General features: G+C 36.3%; 13 protein-coding genes, 1 tRNA gene and 2 pseudogenes. 12 read left to right on the forward strand and 4 right to left on the reverse strand.

Annotated features, from left to right (window positions below):
- Positions 1-1,017 carry a glycosyltransferase gene (locus NBT05_RS07805; RefSeq protein ID WP_265772929.1) on the reverse strand — a complete coding sequence of 339 codons (1,017 nt, stop codon included), beginning with the start codon at positions 1,015-1,017 and terminating at the stop codon, positions 1-3.
- Between the two features lie 716 nt (positions 1,018-1,733).
- On the opposite strand from NBT05_RS07805, the gene NBT05_RS07810 reads away from it, so the two are divergent.
- Positions 1,734-7,025, forward strand: a complete 5,292-nt coding sequence (locus tag NBT05_RS07810; RefSeq protein WP_265772930.1) for a T9SS type A sorting domain-containing protein — start codon at positions 1,734-1,736, stop codon at positions 7,023-7,025.
- 157 nt (positions 7,026-7,182) lie between these two features.
- Here NBT05_RS07810 and NBT05_RS07815 read toward each other — a convergent pair whose 3' ends face one another.
- Positions 7,183-8,325 (reverse strand): acyl-CoA dehydrogenase, encoded by a 1,143-nt coding sequence (locus NBT05_RS07815; protein ID WP_265772931.1) that lies wholly within the window; start codon positions 8,323-8,325, stop codon positions 7,183-7,185.
- Between the two features lie 536 nt (positions 8,326-8,861).
- Here NBT05_RS07815 and NBT05_RS07820 point away from each other — a divergent pair.
- The 11 genes and pseudogenes from NBT05_RS07820 to NBT05_RS07865 all read left to right on the forward strand — a co-directional run.
- On the forward strand, positions 8,862-10,091 hold the full coding sequence (locus NBT05_RS07820; RefSeq protein WP_265772932.1) for a Glu/Leu/Phe/Val dehydrogenase dimerization domain-containing protein: 1,230 nt from the start codon (positions 8,862-8,864) through the stop codon (positions 10,089-10,091).
- Positions 10,092-10,110: 19 nt separating this feature from the next.
- Positions 10,111-11,583, forward strand: coding sequence for a sodium/proton antiporter NhaB (gene nhaB / locus NBT05_RS07825; protein ID WP_265772933.1), 1,473 nt, complete (start codon positions 10,111-10,113; stop codon positions 11,581-11,583).
- A gap of 104 nt (positions 11,584-11,687) precedes the next feature.
- A complete protein-coding gene (locus NBT05_RS07830) occupies positions 11,688-12,371 on the forward strand; it encodes a MotA/TolQ/ExbB proton channel family protein (protein WP_265772934.1) in 684 nt (227 codons plus the stop codon).
- A 1-nt stretch (position 12,372) separates the two neighbouring features.
- Positions 12,373-12,765, forward strand: a complete 393-nt coding sequence (locus NBT05_RS07835) for an ExbD/TolR family protein (protein ID WP_265772935.1) — start codon at positions 12,373-12,375, stop codon at positions 12,763-12,765.
- Between the two features lie 5 nt (positions 12,766-12,770).
- Entirely contained in the window at positions 12,771-13,667 is an 897-nt protein-coding gene (locus NBT05_RS07840) for an energy transducer TonB (protein WP_265772936.1), read from the forward strand.
- A gap of 6 nt (positions 13,668-13,673) precedes the next feature.
- Complete coding sequence (locus NBT05_RS07845) at positions 13,674-14,891, forward strand: bifunctional folylpolyglutamate synthase/dihydrofolate synthase (RefSeq protein WP_265772937.1); 1,218 nt, start codon at positions 13,674-13,676, stop codon at positions 14,889-14,891.
- A 447-nt stretch (positions 14,892-15,338) separates the two neighbouring features.
- Positions 15,339-16,091, forward strand: a complete 753-nt coding sequence (locus NBT05_RS07850; protein WP_265772938.1) for a hypothetical protein — start codon at positions 15,339-15,341, stop codon at positions 16,089-16,091.
- A 109-nt stretch (positions 16,092-16,200) separates the two neighbouring features.
- A tRNA-Val gene (locus NBT05_RS07855) sits at positions 16,201-16,275 on the forward strand.
- 286 nt (positions 16,276-16,561) lie between these two features.
- Positions 16,562-16,729, forward strand: a pseudogene (locus tag NBT05_RS18450) (hypothetical protein); the annotation flags it as partial.
- A gap of 27 nt (positions 16,730-16,756) precedes the next feature.
- Positions 16,757-17,329, forward strand: coding sequence for a hypothetical protein (locus tag NBT05_RS07860; protein WP_265772939.1), 573 nt, complete (start codon positions 16,757-16,759; stop codon positions 17,327-17,329).
- 158 nt (positions 17,330-17,487) lie between these two features.
- Positions 17,488-18,687: pseudogene (locus NBT05_RS07865) on the forward strand (IS256 family transposase); the annotation flags it as partial.
- A 303-nt stretch (positions 18,688-18,990) separates the two neighbouring features.
- Here NBT05_RS07865 and NBT05_RS07870 read toward each other — a convergent pair.
- Together NBT05_RS07870 and NBT05_RS07875 are read right to left on the reverse strand one after the other, a co-directional pair.
- Entirely contained in the window at positions 18,991-21,252 is a 2,262-nt protein-coding gene (locus NBT05_RS07870) for a hypothetical protein (protein ID WP_265772940.1), read from the reverse strand.
- A 367-nt stretch (positions 21,253-21,619) separates the two neighbouring features.
- A complete protein-coding gene (locus tag NBT05_RS07875) occupies positions 21,620-23,644 on the reverse strand; it encodes an alkaline phosphatase D family protein (RefSeq protein ID WP_265772941.1) in 2,025 nt (674 codons plus the stop codon).
- Between the last annotated feature and the right edge of the window lie 95 nt (positions 23,645-23,739).

The raw sequence follows: 23,739 nt of genomic DNA on the forward strand, positions 1-23,739 counted from the left end.
TTAACCTTTTACCTTTTTAAAAAGACGAAATGATTGAAAACTACTATATAGTAGCAAGGAGTTGTTAAAAACAATCGTTAAAATTTTATAAGTATTTGCCTGATATTCATGATTCGGAAAATAGGTAAAGGGGTATGCTTTATGTTCTTTTGCTTCTTTCAGGGCTACTTTTAAATCCTTAAAGCTCTGGTTAGATTTAAAATACCGTATAATCATAAAAAATGTAAAAGATTCCTGACGTGCCTTTAGTTTATCATGTAGTAAGTTGTACTTACTATTATCTCTATCCAAATCCCTGATGATCGGAGTGAATTCTCTTATGGTCCGGCGAAATTCTATAATGGAATTATTAAAATGTGTGGGATTGGTTGTATGTAATAAAGAATTTTCATGTTCAAAATAATGATGAACTTTTAAGGGTAAAAAGGAAATTCTTTTTGCTTTTAGTAGTAACTCCATGGTGAACCGGACATCCTCTAGCATCTTATTATTATGAAACACGAGTCCGGTACTTTTTAAAAACTCTTTTTTAATAATATACCACCAGATTTCATTACGGTATCTGTAGTTAATTAAAAATGAATACCCATCTGTCACCGGATCCAATATTTTATCCGAATCTTCTAGTGGAATTACCTTCTTTTCCGGGGTAGCTACGGTAGAGGCAAAACCTAACATATCCAGGTTTTTATCTTCCATCTTTTCTAATAATCCGCCCAGGCTGTTTGGGGTTAAATAATCATCGGCATCTACAAAATAGATATAGGTACCCTTTGCCATTTCAAGCAGGTTAGTTCTGGTGGGATATGCCCCTTGATTTTGCTGTTGCTTCACAATAATATTAGTATGTGCCTTAGCAAATTCATTAGTAACCTGAAAACTATCATCTTTAGACCCGTCATCCAGTAAGAGGATTTCGTATTGATCTTCTTTAAGGCCTTGGTAGACAAGACTATTTAAACATCTGAGTATATGCTTTTCCGCATTATATAATGGTATAAGGATGCTTAGTTTCATAGCCGGTAAAAGTAATTTAATTTTTTAACATTTATAAATAGCGATTAGATATTAATTGGCATTATTAAAGTAAATAAGTAGTGAATATAAAACATGCTATTTTTAGAACCCTTGGAATTTATTTTGACATTAAGATAGTGTTTTAACACTTTTAAAACTACCTTCCTACACAATTTTCTTTATCAAAAAATTAGCAGGAAAGAGTGAGTTATTTTTACATTATATTTAACATAAACGTATACATATCAATAAGTATTAGATAAGTGCGTTTGTAAGAAGTTGTAATACTTAACTATTTATTTAGAAAAAGATAACAGTAAATAACCCTTATTTAACTTTTTAAATATATTTTTGCAACAATCTACCCCCTAGTTCAATTTTATATACTTTTTTATTGATGTAATTAGAAGTCTTTAGATGTTTTGATTTCAAAAAGTAAAAGTTAGTAACTCCACGTATTCTTTAACAGAAAGTCAGACAAATTGAATTTTTTGTTAGAAAGGTAGGACGTACACTCTACTTTTTTAAGGCTGAAAGCTTACAAAATTAGTATCTGATATGATCCGAGTAATTGCATTTATAAATTTTTAATAATGTAACAAATTAAATATCATATGATGAAAATTACTTTTACTTCAAATCAAAGGGGCGCTTACTCTAAGGGCCTACTTTTATCCTTGCACAAACTATTTCTACTAATAAACCTGTTATGCCTGTTGAACATCGCAGTATATGGCAAAAGTCATTTACTACCTGAAGGCTTGCATAAAAACAGTAAGGCTCAAACCACTAATTCATTTATAGAATTGGACGAATCGGGGCAACAATTAGTTATTGGACAGGGTCAAGCCAAAGGACTTATAAATGCTAATAAACAAGGAATAACGATCAACGGGAACGGTTGGAATATGTTTGCATTACCCCAACAGATTAATGAAAATACGGTACTAAAATTTGAATTTCGCTCTACACAACTGGGAGAGGAGCATGGTATTGGAGTATCTAACAATAATGTGCCTTCCGGACTTGCCGGAAATCGCTTTAAACTTTATGGAACTCAAAATGTTCCGGAAAGAGTGGCAAACAGGGATTTTCAATATACCGGGAGCGGAGAGTTCGAATCCTTTTCTATTCCCATAGGACAATTTATTACCGGGGATTACAAATTTATTGTATTTATCAATGACAACGATGCTGCTACAGGTCAAGTAAATTCTTCTTTTAGAAATATTGAGTTTGTAGATGGAAACAGTACCCATCCTGTAACCGGTACTCCTAGTATAAATTATGCTTTTAACTTTGGGAACAGGAGGACAGCACGGCCAGAAGGTTTTATAAAAGACTTCGGAAGAGGCTATGGTGTGAAGGACAGCCTGACGTTTGGATGGTTATCTTCTTTTAATAACCGTCCTCGTAATGCTTTTATTGCCGGCGCAGACAGGGGTAAAATCTTTAATATTGACGTAATAAGAAATTCATTTATGCAGATGAACCGTCTGGGAACTGCCCCACAGTTTAAATGGGAGGTAGAAGTTCCCAACGGTATTTATCGAGTGATTGTACAGGCAGGTGATCCGCAACCGGAAACCATACAAGGAACCAGGCACTTAATTACCGCAGAGGGGGTGCCCGTTATTGATTACACACCTAATGGTGGTTTTGGAACACGTACCGGAGTGGCAGAAATTACCGTTACGGACGGTCGATTAACTATAGACGGTAGTAACGGTTTTAATGCAAAACTTAACTCTGTGGTCGTACAATCTGATGATGGTCTGCAATTTCCTGCAGTAATAGGATCAGTACCCCTGGATGGAGCTACCGATGTTAGTTTGGATACTTCCATATCTGCTAATTTCCTTTCTTTTCCAAATGTAAGTAGTAACGGAGCGACTAGTCTGGATAATGAAAGTTTAGAAAACAATGTGGCACTTTTTAAAGTTGAAAATGGAGTGCCGATACCAGTTCCTGCTAATATCAATGGTACCGGTGGTGGTGATGCAATTAATATTACTGCAACCACTTCTTTAGAACCTAATACCCGTTATGTATACGTTATAGAAGGAGTTAAAGACCTGGCTGGGGCAACCATTTATCCTTATGTAGCAGAATTTATAACCGGGGACGGAATACCTGTGGATACTGGTAATTCTCAGGAAGTGGTAGGATTAGAAAATGTTGCATTTTCTAATCAGGGTAGTGTTGCCGAAGGAAGGTATTCTTCACTGGTTATTGGACCGGATGGTAAGTTGTACGGATTAGGAATTGCCGGGCAGATTGATAGATGGACTATAGGGACCGATGGAACTTTACTTGATAAGCAAACCTTAACCGGGTTGAACGATGCTTTTGGTAATTCCAGATTAGCCATAGGTCTGGCTTTTGATCCCAGGTCTACCCCTGAAAATTTGATAGCTTATGTAAGTCATGCTTCATTTACCTTTAGCGGTGGAGAACCCTGGGATGGTAAATTATCTAGGTTAACTGGTGCTAATCTTGAAAACCATGAAACAATTCTGACTAACCTGCCCAGGTCAGTGAGAGATCACTTAACCAATAGTATCATTTTTAACCCAAATAATCCGAATGTACTCTATTTCAATCAAGGTAGTAACAGTGCGGGAGGAGATGCTGATGGCGCGTGGGGTAGGCGTCCGGAACGTTTATTATCTGCTGCAACCTTAAAATTAGACCTAAGCTTATTACCTGCTACTTTACCGCTAGATGTACAAACCACAGATGTATTAGAAGTAATTGGTAATGCTCCGGTAAACTCCATACGCATGAGTGATGGAACCTATAATCCGTATGCTGTCAATTCTCCTTTAACCATTGCAGGTTCCGGGATACGAAATGCGTATGACCTGGTGTATCATTCAAACGGAAAAATTTATGTGCCAACTAATGGAACTGCCGGTGGAAGTATTAGTCCCCCATCAGTAGAAGGAACAAGAAGACCTAATGGCGATTTTTACAGTGGATCTGTAATCCCCAGGGCAGTTGGAAATGATACTCAAAAGGACTTTTTATTTAAGATTGACCCAAGTGCAAGTATAGGTTATTTCGGACACCCTAATCCGCTTAGAGGAGAGTATGTATTAAATAGCGGATCACTAAGTACCAGTAAGTATCCGACCGGTATTTTACCTGACGTTAATTATACTGGATTTGCCTATGATTTTGAATTTAATAAGTCTCCTAATGGGGTAATAGAATATAAATCTCCCGGTTTATTGCAGGGAGCTATCATTGTATGTAGATATAGTAATGGCGATGATTTGATAGTACTATATCCTAACGGACCTAATGATGATATCGCAACTAGTAAGACTGGCATTACCGGTTTAACCGGACTTAAAAACCCTTTGGATTTAATAGAAGATCCCAATACCGGTAATATTTATGTTTCCGAATTTACCCAGGACGGAAAGATTACTTTACTTAAACTTGAAGATAATGGCTTAAATGTAGATCCGGATACTGACATAGTAGAGATATCTTCAAAAGAATTAATATTTGAAGGTATTATTAATCGAGCCGTACCAAATAAAAAAGTTACCATCGCTAACCGAAAAACAGAAGCTATTGTACTGGACAGTTTAGTAATTTCTGGTATTCATGCTAGTAACTTTAGTACAACCGGCATAGCATTACCTTTGACTATTGAACCCAATAGCTCTTTGGACATATTTATAAATTTTAATACAGGTTCAACTCCTGCTGATTTAAGTGGTTTACTTACCTTGAATTTTGCAAATGAAGAAAGTCAAACTGTTGGTTTATACGGTTTAAGTAAAGGAGGTTTTGCTGCTGGAGAAGAACCATTTTTACAACAAATTGTAAATGTCTTAGGATATCCTATAAATACCGGAGGAAACACATTAAGTTATCCTATTACTAGTGATTTACTTGGAGATGAAATTGCAAATTCGGTTTTTGAACAGGCAGAAGTTTCTATGCCTATCAAATTAACTCCGGTGGGTCGGTATTCACCCATAGAGGCAGCAAGTTTTGGGTATTATTTATCAGATATCCCTGATTCTGAAACCGAATTGATTGTCCTTACTAATACGTCTGCTAATTCACAAACTCTTTTTCCTTCCTTTACGGGTAGTACCTTGTTTAACATTAGCAATTCCTTTGGCTTTTACGGTAGTACTCAAGGGAACAAAACTTTTTATACGGAGGATCAATTAAATGCTAATCTACCCGTTCCGCATGCATGGCGGATCTATCCAATAGTAAATAGAGAAGGAAATACAGTTCCAAATACCTTTTTGTTTACAATGGAAGAAGCAAGTAATGGAGATTATCAAGATTACATATACGTAGTGTCTAATATCAAACCGGTAGCTATTGTAGATAAAAATGAGATATCAGTTTCATTTGCAACTCCGGTGAACGATGACGTATTTTCAAAAGGAGAATTGTTTACTGTTGAAATAACCGCAACCAGTACCAATCAAAATATTACTGATGTTCAGTTATTTGTAGATGATGTCCTGGTAAGGACAGTTACGAGCGCTCCATATGTTTTTGGTGGTGACAATGCCCCAAATGATTTAACCGGATTAACTGTAGGTGAACACGTTTTAAAAGCCATTGCTACGGATGCTGTAGGAAATACCGAAGAAGCCTCTATAACAATTTCTATTATTGAAGATCCCAATACTGCTGAAATATTCCTAGAAAACATGCTTAAAGTTCCCGGAACAGATATCGCTTTTCCGTACAATGATAGGGTAGTTTTTCATAGATTAAAATCAGGAAGGTTTCTAACTACCGATAAGAATATTATTAGGGTTCATAACGTAGGTAATGCTGACTTAAAAGTGGATTCGGTTACCATTTCTACTAATGACTTTGAACTTATAAATCCCGTAGATGCTGATGGATTCACCTTAGGTGTAAATGAGTTTAGAGACGTTCCGGTTATATTTACCAAATCGGAAGGAACTGAAAATGAATTGGTAGAAGCTACTTTTTCAGTTATTTCAAATGATATGAATACCCCGGTAGCAAGTGTAGTTCTGGCAGGTGAATTTCAGTTGGCATGTTGTGGTGGCAGGGAGCCAAAACCCAGGGATATTGTAAAATTATTAGGCTTTGCTACGCAAATTACCGGAAACGGAACGCGTTTAAAATCTGCCTATCCTACGGCTGCTTCTATAGCGTCCGGAGATCAGGGTGACCTGGAGCTTTCGCAATTATGGGTACAGGCGGATCTTTCTCAACCAGTAACTTCTTTCTTTGTAAACGGATTTAGTGGTAATGGTAGCCAAACCGTAAAGTTAATAGATGATCAAAAAGTCACGGTAGACGGGTTTTCTTTTACAAGAACAGTAGCATGGAATCAAGCTATGTTTCCTAGAGTTGGAGATAATTCCATAACAGATCCGTTAGTCTTTGCATCTAAGAATGTCAGTTCACCATTTGCTATTGAGATTCAGAATAGAAGCACCTTAGGTTCCGGAAGAATAGATGTAAATACAGGACTACCTCCAGACCTGGAGGTTAGGGCATATAAAATTGTAAATCCGGACGGTAGCATTCGAGAAAATGAGTATTTTGTAACGATGGACTTTGCCCGTAATTGTACTGATTTCGGTGGGGGGACTTGTGATTACAACGACAATGCCATCTATATCACAAACATCAAGCCTTTTGATCCAACCTTAGTTGCTCCAACTGTGGCTGCTTCGGTTGCAAAGGCTACTCTGGAAACTTTCCCTTTATTAGATCAGGGTATAAGAGCAGAGGATATTTTGGTTTTTCCTAATCCCACAAAGGATGTTTTAAACCTAAATATAAGTAACTATAAAGGGCAAAGTATAGATTATCATATAAGTGCAATTACAGGAGCTACTATTAAAAAAGGTGCTTTAACAGGAGATAGCTCAAACAATTCAGTTATTAGCGTAGGCTCTTTACCTAATGGTCTGTACTTTTTAAACCTGGAATTAAAGGATGGAACAGCGATTGTTAAAAAGTTTGTTATCAGAAAATAAAACCTGAAGTAACTAGCAACTAATTCTGATTTTTATAAATACTAAGCCCGGATATCTATAAACTAAGTTTATTAGGCATCCGGGCTTTTCTTTTGATACGGGTATGAAGATTAAACTTGTAAAGTTTATACCTACTAAAACTGGATGGTAAAATAACCTATTCTTTACTTAAAGCTCGGGAAATTACAATCTTTTGTATCTCACTGGTACCTTCATAAATCTGTGTAATTTTTGCGTCTCGCATCAAGCGTTCTACGTGGTATTCTTTTACGTAGCCATTACCGCCGTGAATTTGCACCGCTTCAATCGTTACATCCATTGCTGCCTGAGAAGCCACTAGTTTTGCAAGGGCACTGGATACATCGTAGTTGTTGCCGGTATCTTTGTCTAATGCAGATTTGTATACCAATAAACGGGCTCCTTCAATTTGGGCGTACATATCTGCCAGTTTAAAAGCGATAGCCTGATGGTTGATAATCTCGGTTCCAAAAGCTTTTCTTACCTTGGCATATTCTTTAGCCAATTCATAAGCTCCGGCTGCAATTCCTAAAGCCTGTGCTGCAATTCCGATTCGGCCACCGCCTAGTGTTTTCATTGCAAATTTAAAACCAAAACCTTCCTCTCCAATCCGGTTTTCTTTAGGCACTTTTACATCATTAAAAATAAGCGAATGTGTATCGCTTCCTCTAATTCCCAGTTTATCTTCCTTTGGGCCGATCTCAAAACCTTCCCAGCCTTTTTCCACGATAAAGGCATTGATACCTTTATGCTTTTTCTCTCTGTCTGTTTGAGCGATTACCAGATAGTAATCTGAAGAATTTCCGTTAGTAATCCAGTTTTTAGTTCCGTTTAAGATATAATGATCCCCTTTATCAATAGCCGTTGTTTTTTGAGAAGTAGCATCGCTTCCCGCTTCCGGTTCAGAAAGGCAAAACGCTCCGATTGATTCACCGGTAGTCAGTTTTCTTAGATATTTATCCTTTTGTGCTTCCGTACCGTAGGTTTCTAACCCCCAGCATACCAAGGAGTTGTTTACCGAAACAATAACTGAGGCAGAAGCGTCAATTTTAGAAAGTTCTTCCATCACCAGCACATAAGAAAGCGTATCCATTCCGCCGCCGCCATAGTCCGGAGAAGCCATCATTCCTAAAAATCCAAGCTCCCCCATCTTTTTTACCTGTTCTGTAGGGAATTGCTGATGCGTATCCCGTTCTATCACACCGGGTAGTAATTCGCTTTTAGCAAAATCCCGGGCTGCATCCCGGATCATCAATTGTTCTTCGGTAAGTGTAAAATCCATAAATGAAACTAAATTTATTATGCATGCATAGTAACAAAGATAGTGTTTAATTGCTTTATATGGATTGGCATAAAGGATAATCTGAGAATTAGCTAAGGATCTTCTCTATTTTTTGACCAAAATTCATTCTTTACCTATTAACAAGTATTTACCTCCGGTACATTTAGAGAAAAAAGCGTCAATTCGAGTATTTTTTCGTAATGAAATGAAGAAAAAATGTATCGAGAATAGCTTTTTTGACTAAAATCCTTGTTCTCGATACACTTCTTCCTTTGGTCGAAGTACTCGAACTGACGGATTTTACAATTATTATTATTTAAATGCACCACTGGTAAGTATTTATAAACTTCCGGTTTAAAATTTAGAAAAGAAGTTAGGCCTTCCCATGTTTAGTTTTCTATATTTGTGAAGGTCGATAGTTTTAATAGTAAATGATATGTTACAGCAGTAACCCCTGTGGGGGAAACATGATTTTAAAACATTTTTAAACGGAATGCCAGCATATTAATTATTATTTAAATTATTACCAGTTTCACATGAAAGAACTTTTAACAACATACGAAAATAAAGCACCGGAAATAGTTTTTAACTGGAAAGACAGTGAAACCGAAGCTGAAGGATGGACAGTTATCAATTCTTTACGTGGGGGTGCTGCCGGAGGTGGAACCCGAATGCGAAAAGGGCTTGATATGAATGAAGTCCTGTCCCTTGCTAAAACCATGGAAGTTAAGTTTACCGTAAGCGGACCTGAAATAGGAGGGGCCAAGTCCGGAATCAATTTTGATCCTAACGATCTCCGTAAAAAAGGGGTGCTGGAACGATGGTATAAAGCGGTTTCTCCATTATTAAAAAGTTATTACGGCACCGGAGGAGACCTTAATGTAGATGAGATCCATGAAGTAATTCCTATAACAGAAAATTGCGGGGTCTGGCATCCGCAGGAAGGTGTTTTTAATGGTCATTTTCAACCTACCGAAGCTGATAAAATCAATCGTATCGGGCAATTACGTCAAGGTGTTATCAAAGTGTTAGAAAACACTACTTTTTCTCCTGATGTTAGCAGAAAATATACGGTGGCAGATATGATTACCGGGTACGGAGTAGCAGAAGCCGTTCGACATTTTTACGAACTATCACAAAAATCCATAACAGGCAAACGGGCTATTGTACAGGGTTTTGGGAACGTGGGTTCGGCAGCGGCGTATTACCTTTCTGAAATGGGTGCTAAAATTGTGGGTGTTATTGATCATGCCGGTGGTCTAATCAAAGAAGAAGGTTTTACCCATGATGATATCCGAAGGTTGTTTTTAAATAAAAACGGAAATAAGTTACAGGCAGATCAATTAATTCCGTTTAAAGAAATAAATGAGAGAATCTGGTCATTACCTACCGAGATTTTTATGCCTTGCGCAGCATCCCGGTTAATTACCAAAGATCAGATTAGTACCATGATCGCTACCGGACTGGAAGTAATCTCTTGTGGGGCAAATGTACCTTTTGCCGATAAAGAAATTTTCTTTGGACCTATTATGGAATATACAGATGATAAAGTTAGCTTGATACCTGATTTTATCTCAAATTGCGGGATGGCGCGAGTGTTTGCTTACTTTATGGAACGTCGGGTATCAATGACGGATGAAGCGATCTTTAAAGATACTTCAAATACGATTTACAAAGCCTTAGAAAAAGTCTTTAAAAAGAACAATAATGCAGCGACGGGTATTAGTCAAACCGCGTTTGAAATTGCATTAAAACAACTATTATAAAACGAATAAATAATTTATTATGTTCACATATTTTTTAGGTAAAAGTCCGAAATGGTTTAAAATGACCATGATTGCTTTTTTAGTACTCAATGTCGTTTTCTATTTTACTCTGGGGCCTGTAATCACCGCCTGGATTTTTATAGCCGAATTTATTTTTACCCTGGCTATGGCTTTAAAATGTTATCCGCTACAATCGGGAGGTCTTTTAGCCATAGAAATCCTGGCTTTAAACCTGACGACACCTGAAAATGCATACCATGAAGTAGACCAGAACCTGGAGGTTGTACTTTTGTTAGTTTTTATGGTAGCCGGAATCTATTTTATGAAACCTTTACTAATGTATATTTTTAGTAAAGTATTTACAAAGATCAAATCCAAACTGGTTTTATCCTTACTATTTGTATTTCTAGCCGCTATTTTATCTGCTTTTCTGGATGCTTTGACGGTAACTGCGGTATTAATTAGTGTAGCCGTTGGATTCTATGGAGTCTATCATAAAATACACTCAATGCCTATCGCTGATTATGATGCGGACGGAACGCTGGATCGAAAAGACTTAAGTGGTGAAACCCTTGAAAAGTTTAGAAGTTTTTTACGAAGTTTAATTATGCACGGAGTGGTAGGAACAGCGCTTGGCGGGGTTTGTACGCTGGTAGGAGAACCACAAAACCTGCTTATCGGAGAGCGAATGGGTTGGGATTTTATCGAGTTTTTTAAACAAATGGCGCATATTACCTTACCAGTATTAGGAGCAGGGCTTCTAACTACGGTAATTCTAGAAGTAACCGGGACTTTTGGGTTCGGACAAAAACTACCGGAAGTGGCTAGGAAAATTATTGAGAATTATACGGAAGAAGAAGATGAAAAACGTTCTGACCAAGCCAAATACGGATTAATTATCCAGGGTGTTTCAGCTATTTTATTAATTGCCGGATTAGCTTTACACATTGCTCCGGTTGGTTTTATCGGGTTGGCTTTAATCATTGTACAAACTGCCTTTATGGGAATTACCGAAGAACATCACCTGGGCCCTGCCTTTGAAGAGGCTTTACCCTTTACCGGATTATTAGTTGTCTTTTTTGTAGTAGTGGCTATGATTCATGACCAACATTTATTTTCACCTATTATAGATTGGGCATTAAGTTTACCTTTAGAACAGCAACCCTCTATGTTTTATATGGCAAACGGCCTGTTATCCATGATTAGTGATAATGTTTTTGTCGCTACGGTATATATAGGAGAAGTAAAACAAGCCTTTGATAACGGGGTGATAGATCGGGAGCAGTTTGAGAAGTTGGCTATTGCTATTAATACGGGTACCAATTTACCAAGTGTGGCCACACCAAACGGGCAGGCAGCGTTTTTGTTTTTACTAACTTCTTCCCTGGCTCCGTTAATTGATTTGTCCTACGGGCGTATGGTAAAAATGGCATTGCCTTACACCATTGTTTTAGGAGGTGTTGGTTTATTAGGGGTGATGTTTTTACTCTAAATTAAGTGCTAAATTACACCTATAGCATACTTTAGTTTTATTACTTACGTTATGGATTACAAGACCAAATTTAATACGACCTTTTTATGAATTACCTGCTTTTAATGTCAACTATATTACAGACTGCCGAAGAAGTTGATGTAGCAACCGAAGAGAATGGACTGTCCATTATCGATCTGCTTATCAGCGGCGGAACGGCGGGAGTAGTCATTATCGCTATTTTATTTGTACTGCTTTTTGTTGCTGTTTATATCTACTTCGAACGGCTCTTTGCTATTAAAGCTGCCTCGGTATATGATGAAACTTTTATGCATCAAATCCGGGATAATGTAGCCGGCGGTAAGATCGAAGCCGCAAAAATATTATGTGCGCAAACAAACAACCCGGTTTCCCGGTTGACCGAAAAAGGGATTTCGCGGATAGGCCATCCCTTTGAAGATATCAACAAGGCAATTGAAAATGCCGGACGTCTGGAAGTGTATAAATTAGAAAAAAATGTAAGTATTTTGGCAACGGTAGCCGGTGCTGCACCGATGATTGGATTTTTAGGAACTGTTATAGGTATGATTCTTGCATTCCATAACCTGGCATCCAGTTCGGGTAGTGCCGATATGGGGTCGCTAGCAGAAGGGATTTATACGGCAATGACCACGACGGTAGCCGGATTGGTAGTGGGGATCGTAGCTTATATTGGATACAACCACCTGGTTGTAAAAACGGATAAAGTGGTACACCAGATGGAAGCCACAGCAGTTGACTTTTTAGACCTGTTAAACGAACCTGCGTAGTATGAACATCAGAGGAAGAAATAAGGTGAGCCCAGAATTCAGTATGTCGTCCATGACGGATATTGTCTTTTTATTATTGGTATTCTTTTTATTGACGTCACCCACTATTACCCCGGAGGCTTTGGATTTGATTTTACCCAAAGCCAACGGAAAGAGTTCTAACGTTCAGAATATTTCGGTAAGTATTACTAATAAGTTGCAATATTATGTGGATAATGAGCGTATCAGCCAGAGTAGGTTAGAGTCTACCTTAAAGTCAAAATTAGTGGGCCAAAACGAACCGACCATAATTTTAAGGGCGGAAGAAGGGGTGCCAATAGAAAAAGCGGTAAGTGTGATGGATATTGCTAATAGGAATAAATACAAAGTAATTTTAGCCGTTAAACCGGAATAATTTATATGATAAAACTGGATACAAAATATAAAAAGAAGTCATTTATTCTTACGACGATCATCCATATTTTGTTGCTTCTCCTATTGTTTTATCTGGGTTTTAGTACGATTGACGAAGAACTGGAAGGAGGCATTGCGGTAAACTTTGGGACTACGTTAACCGGTTCCGGAGAACAACAACCTACGGAAGCCATTAAATCTTCACCCAAACAAACAACCCCCGAAGTAACCCCGGTAACTCCGCCGGAACAACAAGAAGACCCAGAAATCACGGACGAAGTAGTTACTCAGGATATAGAAGATGCCCCGGTAATCGAAGAAAAACCGAAAAAAATTCCGAAGAAAAAAATTGAGAAACCGAAGGAAAAACCAAAACCCGTAGAAGAAGAGGTAAAAGAGGCTAAAAAACCAAAGGAAGAAATTAAAGAAAAAATAGAAGAAAAGAAGCCGGATCCTAAACCGGATAAATCCACTCTGGACATCCTAGATAGCTTTGCAAATGGTCCAAAGAGTGATGGTACTACAGAAGGGGGTGAAGGAGATGATGCCACTGCGGGGGATAAAGGAAGTCCGGACGGTGACCCCAACGCAAAATCCTATTACGGAACGGGAAAAGGACTGGATGGTGACGGAAATTACCGTTTAGGGGGTCGGAAAGCTTTAAACAAAGAAAAATTTGTCCAGGATTGTAACGAGGCCGGAATCGTAGTGGTAAAGATAGAGGTAAACCAAAGCGGAAAAGTGATTAAAGCTACTCCGGGAGTCAAAGGAACTACGAATAGCGTAAGTTGTCTGTTAGCGCCTGCAAAAAGAGCTGCATTAGCAACCAAATTTAATAGTGATCCTAACGCCCCGGCAAAACAAATTGGTACGATTGTTTACCAGTTTAAATTATCAGAATAGTTGGCAATGAATTACCAGGAAACACTGGACTGGATGTTTCGGCAGTTACCTATGTACCAGAACAAAGGAAAAGTAGCTTATAAAGCAGACCTTTCTAATATTAAAAAGCTAACTTCTTATTTAGGTCAACCTGAAAAAAACATCAAAACTATACATGTTGCCGGTACGAATGGGAAAGGTTCGGTCAGTCATATGTTAGCTTCTGTTTTTCAAGAAGCAGGTTATACCACAGGATTGTACACCTCACCTCATTTAAAAGATTTTCGGGAAAGGATACGTATTAACGGAGTGACGATTTCAATAGAAGCCGTTGTTAATTTTATAGAAAGTCACTATGAGTTTATCGCGAAGAACTCCTTTTCATTTTTTGAACTTACGGTAGGGATGGCGTTTGATTATTTTGCTACCTCAAAAGTGCATATCGCTATTATTGAAACCGGACTGGGCGGACGTTTAGATTCTACTAATATTATTATCCCGGAACTTTCAATAATTACCAATATTGGATTTGACCATACCCAAATTTTAGGGGATACGCTGGAAGCCATTGCAGGGGAGAAGGCTGGTATTATCAAACCGGGCGTTCCTGTAGTCATAGGCAGAAAAACACCAGAAACAAATCCCGTTTTTCTTTGTAAAGCTAAAGAAAATCATAGTCCGATTTACTTTACGGAAACTTCTAAGAACAATTTGTACCAAACAGATTTATTGGGGAGTTACCAACGGGAAAACCTGCAAACGGTGAATAAGGCAGTTGAAGTGCTAAAAGAGAAAGGCTGGAATCTTCCGGAGCAATCTATAAGCAAGGGGCTATCTGAAGTAATTAAAAATACCGGTTTGTTAGGTCGTTGGCAAATTTTACAAAAGCAACCTAAGGTGATTTGTGATACCGGGCATAATATCGATGGAATTACGGCAATTGTTAACCAATTGGAAAAAGAAACCTTTCAAGAATTACATATTGTTTTTGGCGTGGTAAAAGACAAAGATTTAGCCCAAATGTTACCCTTACTCCCTAGAAAAGCGATTTACTATTTTGTACAGCCCAATTTAGAACGTGCCTTGGAAGCCACTATTTTACAAAAAAAAGCAAGCGAATGCGGTCTGCAAGGATTTAGTTTTAAAACGGTTCAGGAAGGATATCAATATGCTTTACAAAAAGCTAAAAAAGAGGATGTACTTTTTATCGGGGGCAGTACTTTTGTAGTCGCCGAGGTGGTTTAATAGCTCTAGCTTTTCTCCGTGAAATATTTGTATTTTTAAGTATTAGTGTCCGGTAAAGATTCAAGACTTGTCTGCAGACGGGCAGCTCGCTATCGCTTCTGGAATTAAGAATCAAGACTGTTTATTATATCGAAAACAAATATTTACGCTAAAAAAATTGCTTTAAAAAAGTAAAAGTAGCCTTCAATCATGTTAAAGTTTGAAGTCACCTTATGTTACTATGCTTTATACAGGTTTAGTTAATACTTGTTTTGAACTAAGCATCCTTTTACAGTGAATACTATTCAGTTGAGTAATAGTCCTGTCTCCTGGTTCCTGTCTCTTGGTTTTTATAAAGATAGTAATTTTAAGTCTTTACCAATTAATAGTGCGTAAAATGTAACAGATATCTGAAAGTATTCTTATTTTAAAAAGACTATTCTATAAGAAGCTAAAAATTAAAAGAGTATGAAATATCTTTTAGTACTACTATTATTAAGTATCAGTTATGCTTGTAATGATGACGAAGTAAGGCTACAAGAAGACGTATTAGCTGATTATATTGCCTTAAACGATGCACTGGAACTTACAGATTTGATTGCCTGCGCCGGTGGGCGAGAAGAAGGGTTATTTAATGATGCCACTATTCCTACTTCGATATTTTACTATCCGATTGAAGGTGCTACTGATTTTAGATATTATGAAGCAGAGAGCATAGCCGATTCTGTGAATTTCAACAAGTATAAAAGAAAAGAACTGCCAGACGAACCTATTTTTAACGGATACTTACGGAAGTTTACGCGTACTCCTTTTAAAGGCGAACGTATGGGGATTGTAACCTATAAAACCGAAGGGAAATTACACGTTTGTAATCCGATTCGGTTAAAAATTAACCCCAAACCTACGGAGGTTAATGCAGATCTGGTTAACATCCAGGAAAACCAGGTAAATCCGGTATTTACCTGGGAAGATGGGAGGATTAAAGAAAATGTGATCTACTTTCAGATCATATCAGATACTGAAGGAAACCTGATTTCCGGGACTTATACCATAGAAAAGAATTTTACTTTTTACAACCTGGATAATGTAGTTTTAAATATTACGAATAAAAGGACTATGCCTGTTTTACAACCGGATACGGAGTATGTATTTACGATGATGGCTGTAAGTGAAGATAACTGGGTAAATTTGTTGGTAGAAAAGAAATTTAGGACTAAATAGTTGAAAGAAGGGGTCTTATCGGGAGGGATAAAAAATATTAGAAAAAACAAGGTATTCTTTTGGTGAAAGCTAAAAACAAGTTTATATTTGCAACCGCAATCAGCAAAGCGGGCAATTAGCTCAGTTGGTTCAGAGCACTTGGTTTACACCCAAGGGGTCGGGGGTTCGAATCCCTCATTGCCCACAATCAAACGAAATTCCGGTCAAATAAAATTTGGTCGGAATTTTTATTTGACATTAAATGTAAGTGCAGTCTTAAAATTTAAAAATGATTTAAAATCTTAGCTATATGCAAGATAAAAGGTATTTGCTTTTTGCAAGCTATATTAGTAAGTGATGAATTAAGAATGAAAAAACTACTTATATTTTTTTTAATAATAGTTCAAAATGTAATTACTGCTCAAAAGGCAGAATTTTAATTAGAAAGAACTAATTATGAGTTAGGGGAAACTATTAAAGTCCTTTTTTCTATTAAGTATGATACTAAATATGACTCCATAAATATACCTAAATACTCTGATTTTAAAGCAAGGAAAATTTCAAGTTCATTATCTTATATAGACAAGGAAGTTTTAAAAGGTAATGAAAAAAGTCTATTTGAATTAGAACCTTTTGATAGTGGTACTTTTACTATTACACCTCCATCCTATTACTTCAACGGAAAAGTGGTAAAAGCTAAACCAATAAAAGTTAAAGTAACTTCATCAAAAGAATATGAACAAATTAAAAAAGATTTAAAACAGTACCTTCAACATATAGTTAATAAAGAATTTGAAGAATCAATGGATTATATGCCTTCTGAATTTTTTGATATTTTCCCAAGATCTCAAATGTTGTTAGTTATGGAAAATGCTTTAAATATTCCGGATGTTGAAATGAACTTTAAAAATCCAAGAATTGAAAGTATAGAAAAATCTGTTAAAATTAAGCGTAAATATTATTCCTTTATAACATATTCTACGGTAACAAGTATTAAAATGTTGGATGATTTTTCAGATGAAACCTTAGATGAAAAGACTTTTAGAATAAACTTAATAAAATTGAGTTTGGAAAAAGGATTTGGTTCTAACAATGTTGCTTATAAAAGTAGAACTGATTCTTTTGAAATAAAAACTTCTAAAAATGCTTACGCAATATCTAAAAATGGCAAATCGAATTGGAAATTTTTAGTTTTAGAAGAGGAGCAAAAGATAGTACTTGAAAAGATTTTACCTAAAGATTTACATAGTAAAATATAAAAATTCTAAATGCTTCTTACATATAGCTAAATCAACATAAAATAATATGAATCTTTATATAAAAACTTGAATTTCTACATTAAAAAGCCTCGTCTTAATTGAGAGTGTAAACTGTACTCTGTCTGATTAAAATTTTAGTTTAATTTTAATGAGATATTATGACAACACAAGAACAACAAGAATTAGAGAAGAAGGCACTAGAGCAATTTATGTCTGGTAAGAGTCTTTTTAGTAAAGATGGTGCTTTTGCACTAATGCTTAAAAGTTTTATTGAGAAGGCTTTAGCGTCTGAGATGGAAGGTCACCTGGACGATGTTGAACGTTCCAAAGGAAACAAACGTAATGGCAAGGGCAAGAAGACCATCAAGAGCGGTTTTGGGACTTTTGATGTTGAAACCCCTCAAGATCGTCTCAGTAGCTTTGAACCAGAGCTGGTCAAAAAGCGGCAAAGTATCCTGGCAGACAACCTTTCAGATAAAATAATCGGTCTCTATGGCCTGGGGATGAGCTACCGTGATATCTCTTCACACATCAAAGAGATGTACGACACAGAGATCTCCCATACCGTGCTAAGCCAGATTACAGATAAGATCATTCCGGATGTAAAAGCATGGCAGAACCGTCCTCTAGAACCTTTATACTGCATCGTCTGGTTAGATGCTATGCACTACAAGGTTAAAGTAGAAGGGAAGATCGTTCACAAGGCACTTTACAACATCTTGGGAATTAACAAAGAGGGGCAAAAAGAAATACTAGGGATATACTTATCTGAGAGCGAAGGTGCTAACTTCTGGTTGCAGGTACTCACCGACCTTAACAATAGGGGGCTTGAAGATATTTTGATAGCCTGTACCGATAACCTAAAAGGATTTACTAATGCGATACTCGGTGTTTTCCCCAAAGCTGAGGTTCAACTTTGTATCGTTCACCAAATACGTAACTCCTTAAAGTATATAGCTTCAAAGGATCAAAAGGAATTTATGAGGGACCTTAAAAAAGTCTATCGGGCAACAAATAAACAAGTGGCAGAGGATGAACTGGAAAAGCTATCGGGCAAGTGGGAAGAAAAATATCCGGTAGTCATTCAAAGTTGGCAAAACAACTGGGAGCATCTATCACAGTACTTTAAGTATACAGCACCTATTAGAAAAATCATCTATACCACCAACGCTGTAGAGGGGTACCATCGCCAGGTACGCAAAGTAACCAAGACCAAGGGTGCCTTTACAAATGATATGGCACTGCTCAAGCTCGTTTACCTTGCTACGATGAACATCCAGAAAAAGTGGACAAGCCCTCTCCACAACTGGAGCTCTACCATACAGCAACTTTATATTATCTTTGAGGATAGGATAGACCTGGATATTGGTAAAAACCAATCAAAACGTGTCGCTGACGCTAGGTCGCATTCCAAAATCAGTCGAAAACAAGTTTCGACTAATTTTGAAATGGATAAGAAAAAATAACTCAGACAGAGTTTAATTTACACTACCTCTTAATTAAGGCTATGCCTGTGTTTTTGCCTTGATCTTCAATTTTTCTCTTTATAAATCTTCTATGCTATTTTATATTCGTTTAGCTATATGTAGCATAACCCTTTATTAGCATACTAAAAGTTTGGGAAATTAAATTGTTTCCGCTTTTGTAAAACAAAAATCAAATTAGGCAAATTTTTCTAATTGATGTAAGAGCGATTTATCTTTATTCCATTGTTTCAATAATCTTTTATATTCTTGTTGTGTTTTAGTAATTTTCAAAGTATAAGGGCTTCCTTTTTTAATAGTTTCTGTTTTTAGATCAATAGTTACACTTCCGAGGGCATTTTCCACTCCTTCTCTTAATTGTTGATTTGCTCTATATTCATACACAAAATCTATAGGAGAATTTAGAAAAGGAGTTAACATTTCCCAAACCTTCGTATGATTTTCGGTTTTAGGAACTTTTCGAATCCAGTTTTCAGGTGGTTGTGGTTTTTCTTTTGTATTATTTAAAAGTTCTTGTTTACAACGATCTAATAATTTATAAAATAAAGAAGACCTGTTTTTAGATTCTAAAAGTGCTGGGACTAAAACTTTATTAAGATATTTTCTAGATAAAGATTTGGTAATTTGTTCTTGAACATTCAAAACCCAGTTTTTATCTTCATCTTTAAAATTACTTAGTACTACAAGATCAAGTATCAGAAATAATGCTACTTCGGTTCTACCTACTGAGCGGTCTCCATAATATAAATAAGAGTCTTTTACGACATGTATATTATTAGTGCTGATGTAGTTTGGGATATTATCTATAAGTTCCAAAAGTTCTAAATCCTCTTCTGTTTCTTCTAGTGCTAATTTTTTTAGAACACTTAAAAGAACCCCAATTTTATAAAGGTTGCTAGAATTTCCGGCAGATATAAAGATATTTTTAAAAATACTAAGTTGGTATTTTTCTATTAAAGCCATCCAATTCTCTGCTCCAATAGTGTCAAATAAAGCATTTAAAACATTGTTTAAATTTTGAATTAAAGTTGGGTCATTAACAAAACACAATGCCCTGGTAAGGGTTTTAACATCAAGGCCACGATTAAAATTTTCAAAATCATAATCAACAAAACTTAATAATATTTCTTTTATAATATCAGTATATTCGGAATCGGGGGTTTTACTTTCCTTCATGTAATAGTCTATCCATTCCAGCCGATTTTCTAAAGGTCTATTGTTTAGAATTGAAATATGACTGCTTTTTGGCCATAAAACAATAGCCCCATAATGATACCAGTATTCAATAGACATCCCCGCATTACCCGTATAACCTTCTTCTTCTTTTTCCGTTGGTTCTCCATCGCCTAAGTTAAATTCGGTAATAATATCCTTTTGTTCAAGATGAAGATCTCCTAACCCGGGATACGTACTACTCCAATGCTCTACGTATGAGTATTCATCATAAACTTCTCCCATAGTTCCATCGTAGTCCGGTTCTTCTCTATACCCCCGATTTCTATAACTATAACGACCTTCATAATAATAGTCTGATTCTAATTGTCCATTTTGATAATGAGTTAATAGAGCCAAACTCGCGTAATAATCAGTTTGTCTAGTCGCATTTAATAATGCTTCGGCTCTGGGTCTGTCATGACCCTTTAAATTTTGTAGCGAGAAGTTTGTTGGAGTATATTCGTGCCCCAGTAAAATTACCTTGGGAAGTTTATTAAATTGTTTTTCTGATGAAATTAACAGCTTCGAAATTTTAATCTGTTGTGAACTAAATTTTGGGGTTCGTATGGTTGTACTTTGATCTTTATTTATCAAATTATAGACTAAACATATTCTATACCCTGATAGAATAGGTTTAACTTCATGTTCACAATCAGCAAAAAAAGCAGCATATGGAATTTTATAGGATTGGAAAGCTTCTGAAAAGTCAATAGAATTATTTCTACCATCAAAATTGATATTTAGCAATCCTCCTGTATAATCAGAAGGTAGTCCGATAATTAAAGTACCGAACATTCCTTTTTCTTTTTCAGAATCTTTGTGAGGTAAGAAAAAATCTCCAGTCTCATATATTAGAAGTTTATATAAATTAGCTTCTATACTTTTTTCTTTTTCAAAACCAAGTCCTTTTTTAACTTTTTTAATTATTTTTTTTAGATATGGTGACCATTCCGGATTATGAAAAGAAATGGATGTGGCATCTATTTCCCAGGCACTACGTACGTTATTATCATATATCGTTTTGCTTCCTTTTCCAAAGGGAGCTTTGTGCGATACCTGAATTAACGATTTTGCTTTGACGGGATCAATCGGAAAACTAATTTCGCCTAAATTTTTAACACGAAGTCCAGGTAATATAATTTTTTCTGCTCCGGAAACTACAAAGGTGCCGTTACCTTTGATATTATGTAGAATATCAGAAATATGCTCTAAACTATTTTCCATCTAACAAAAATAATGGTTATTTCAGAATTTGCTTTATAAAGATAGTTAAACGATTTTCTTAAACACGGGCAATTAACCACTGATAAAAAACCGCCAAAAGCAATTGATTTTTATAAGATTTGGGATTTTCGGTAACTTATTAGTGTTTTGAAGTGAACTTAAGATGAAAAAACAATAATTAATTACTAACCCAATAAACTGCATATTTGAGCTTGTCTACAACCATATGGATAAAATTTCAACTTTGCGCATTCTCGTAAATTAAATTAATAAGGAGGCTCATATAACTATTAATATAGTAACTATATAATAAAGTGTACTACAACGCCAAATAAATTATAAGATATACCTGGTATTATAGCAATGACTAGTTGATCACCATTTTCTTTAAAATATCATCAGCGTTATTGGTAGCAAATCGTATAAAGTAGACCCCTTTAGCAGTAGATGTAAGATTAAATATTTGTAGATGAATGCCTTGGGATATCGGTTGTTGGTTGGCAAGTTTTTCCACTAATTTACCATTGATATCCAGTAAAGAAATAGAAAGTTTACTTTTTTTAGTTAATCCATATTGTATGGTAAGAATTTGAGAATCATTCTTTAACGGATTGGGATACATGCTAAAAACCGAGATAGTACTATTTATAATATCTTGAACATTCAAATTATTAAAATTAGGAACCTCTAAAGGAGCAAGTGGGGGTGGGTTCTCCTTTTCGGTACTTGCCGATGAAGCTTCCTGCAATCGATTTTGGGTATCTGTAGTAAACCAATTACCTCCGTTTATTTCCTTATTATTTTCTTCTAATACCTCTACAAAAAACCAATCTGCCTGTGCTTTTTGAGCGGTAAGGTCTAAAATAAAATAGCCATGTTGATCCAGATCCGTATATTTCATATGTGGATTTGGATTAGTATCAGTATTTGGAAAAGGTTTATTAATTTGAAATTCAATTCCTGCAGCTGCTTCTGCTCCTATATTTTCATCAAAATTAGCGGAAGTTACACTAGGTGTTGCAAATTCAACGGCAATAGAACCTTCTCCGGTAGTTGGGTTATACGTAATACTCTCCGGAGCTCCCGGGCTAAAAGCAGAAGGCCTTTTACTCACGTCAAATGCAAAGGTGCTATGAAAATCTCCGGTAAGAATCACCGTATTGTCTATACTATTATCTGTAATAAAATCTATAAGTTGATCACGTTCTGCCGGGTAACCATCCCAGATATCCAGAAATATACTTTCTAACTGTTCGGGTGTTTGAGGGCTTTGTGCCGCCCAACCTACATTAAATTCTGAAAAGATTACTTGATTTGCAATTACTTTCCATTTTGCGGTAGAATTTTGCAGTTGAGTAAACAACCAATTCTTTTGGTTTTCACCCAGAAGGGTTCTATCAGTTGCATATAATCGCGGATCCGTAACGTCATTTATTTGTTCGTCTCTACCTTCCAGTCGCGTGTCAATATTGATAATATCTGCCAGGTTTCCGTAGGACAGGGTTCGGTTGATATTAAAGTTTGCTTGATCGCGAATGGGCATCCATTCAAAGTATACCTGTTTAGAGATCGCTTTACGGTCTTTCCAGTTCCCTTCATCTTTTCCATCTTCTCCATGATTTTCTGCTCCGTCTTTGTAGGCATCATTAGCACTTTCATGATCATCCCAAATGGCAATAAACGGATGTTGTTGGTGCGCTCGTAACAAGTCCGGGTCAAGGCGATATAGCGAATAACGAGTACGGTAATCGATTAAACCTAGTATTTCGGTTTCCGGTTGGTTAGCACGATCTGCCCTGGATTCATCATACCCGTATGTACCGGGCCCAGCTCCATATTCGTATATATAATCCCCTAAGTGAATTACTGCATCCAGATCCTTACGCTCTGCTATTTTTTTGTAAGCATTAAAATATCCAGCTTGATAATTAGAACAAGAAACTACCGCAAAACGTAATTGATCAATATCTTGTAGCGGAGAGGTTCGTGTTCTTCCAATTAAAGAATTTGCACTTGAAGTATTAAAATAATAAAAGTAAGTAGTTGCTGGTAATAACCCGTCTACATCAATTTTTACCGTATAGTCCCGTTCTTGAGAAGTAGTAAAAGTACCGGTTTTTACAATATTTATGAATTCAGAATCTGTAGCCATAGTCCAGGTAACTTCAATTGGAGCATCAATTTCGGGTGTTATCCGGGTCCAAATAACAACACGGTCAGGTAAAGGATCTCCTGAAGCTACTCCGTGATAAAAAGGTTTTAACTCAGGATTAAAAGCTAATACGGAGTTGGTGATATTTTGGGTGTTTCTACCATAAGTTATATGTTGTGCCTGTATAGTAGTAAAGAGAAACAAAAAGATAGCTAAAGTGATGTATGATAGATTCTTCATGAGGATACTTTTCTTTTTTGACCAAAAGTAGGATATAGAAGGTGTACATTATTTATGAAATAGTAAACAGTATTTAACCAAATAATTATCTTTTA

The organism is Aquimarina sp. ERC-38 (assembly GCF_026222555.1).
In the GTDB taxonomy this organism is placed as follows: domain Bacteria; phylum Bacteroidota; class Bacteroidia; order Flavobacteriales; family Flavobacteriaceae; genus Aquimarina.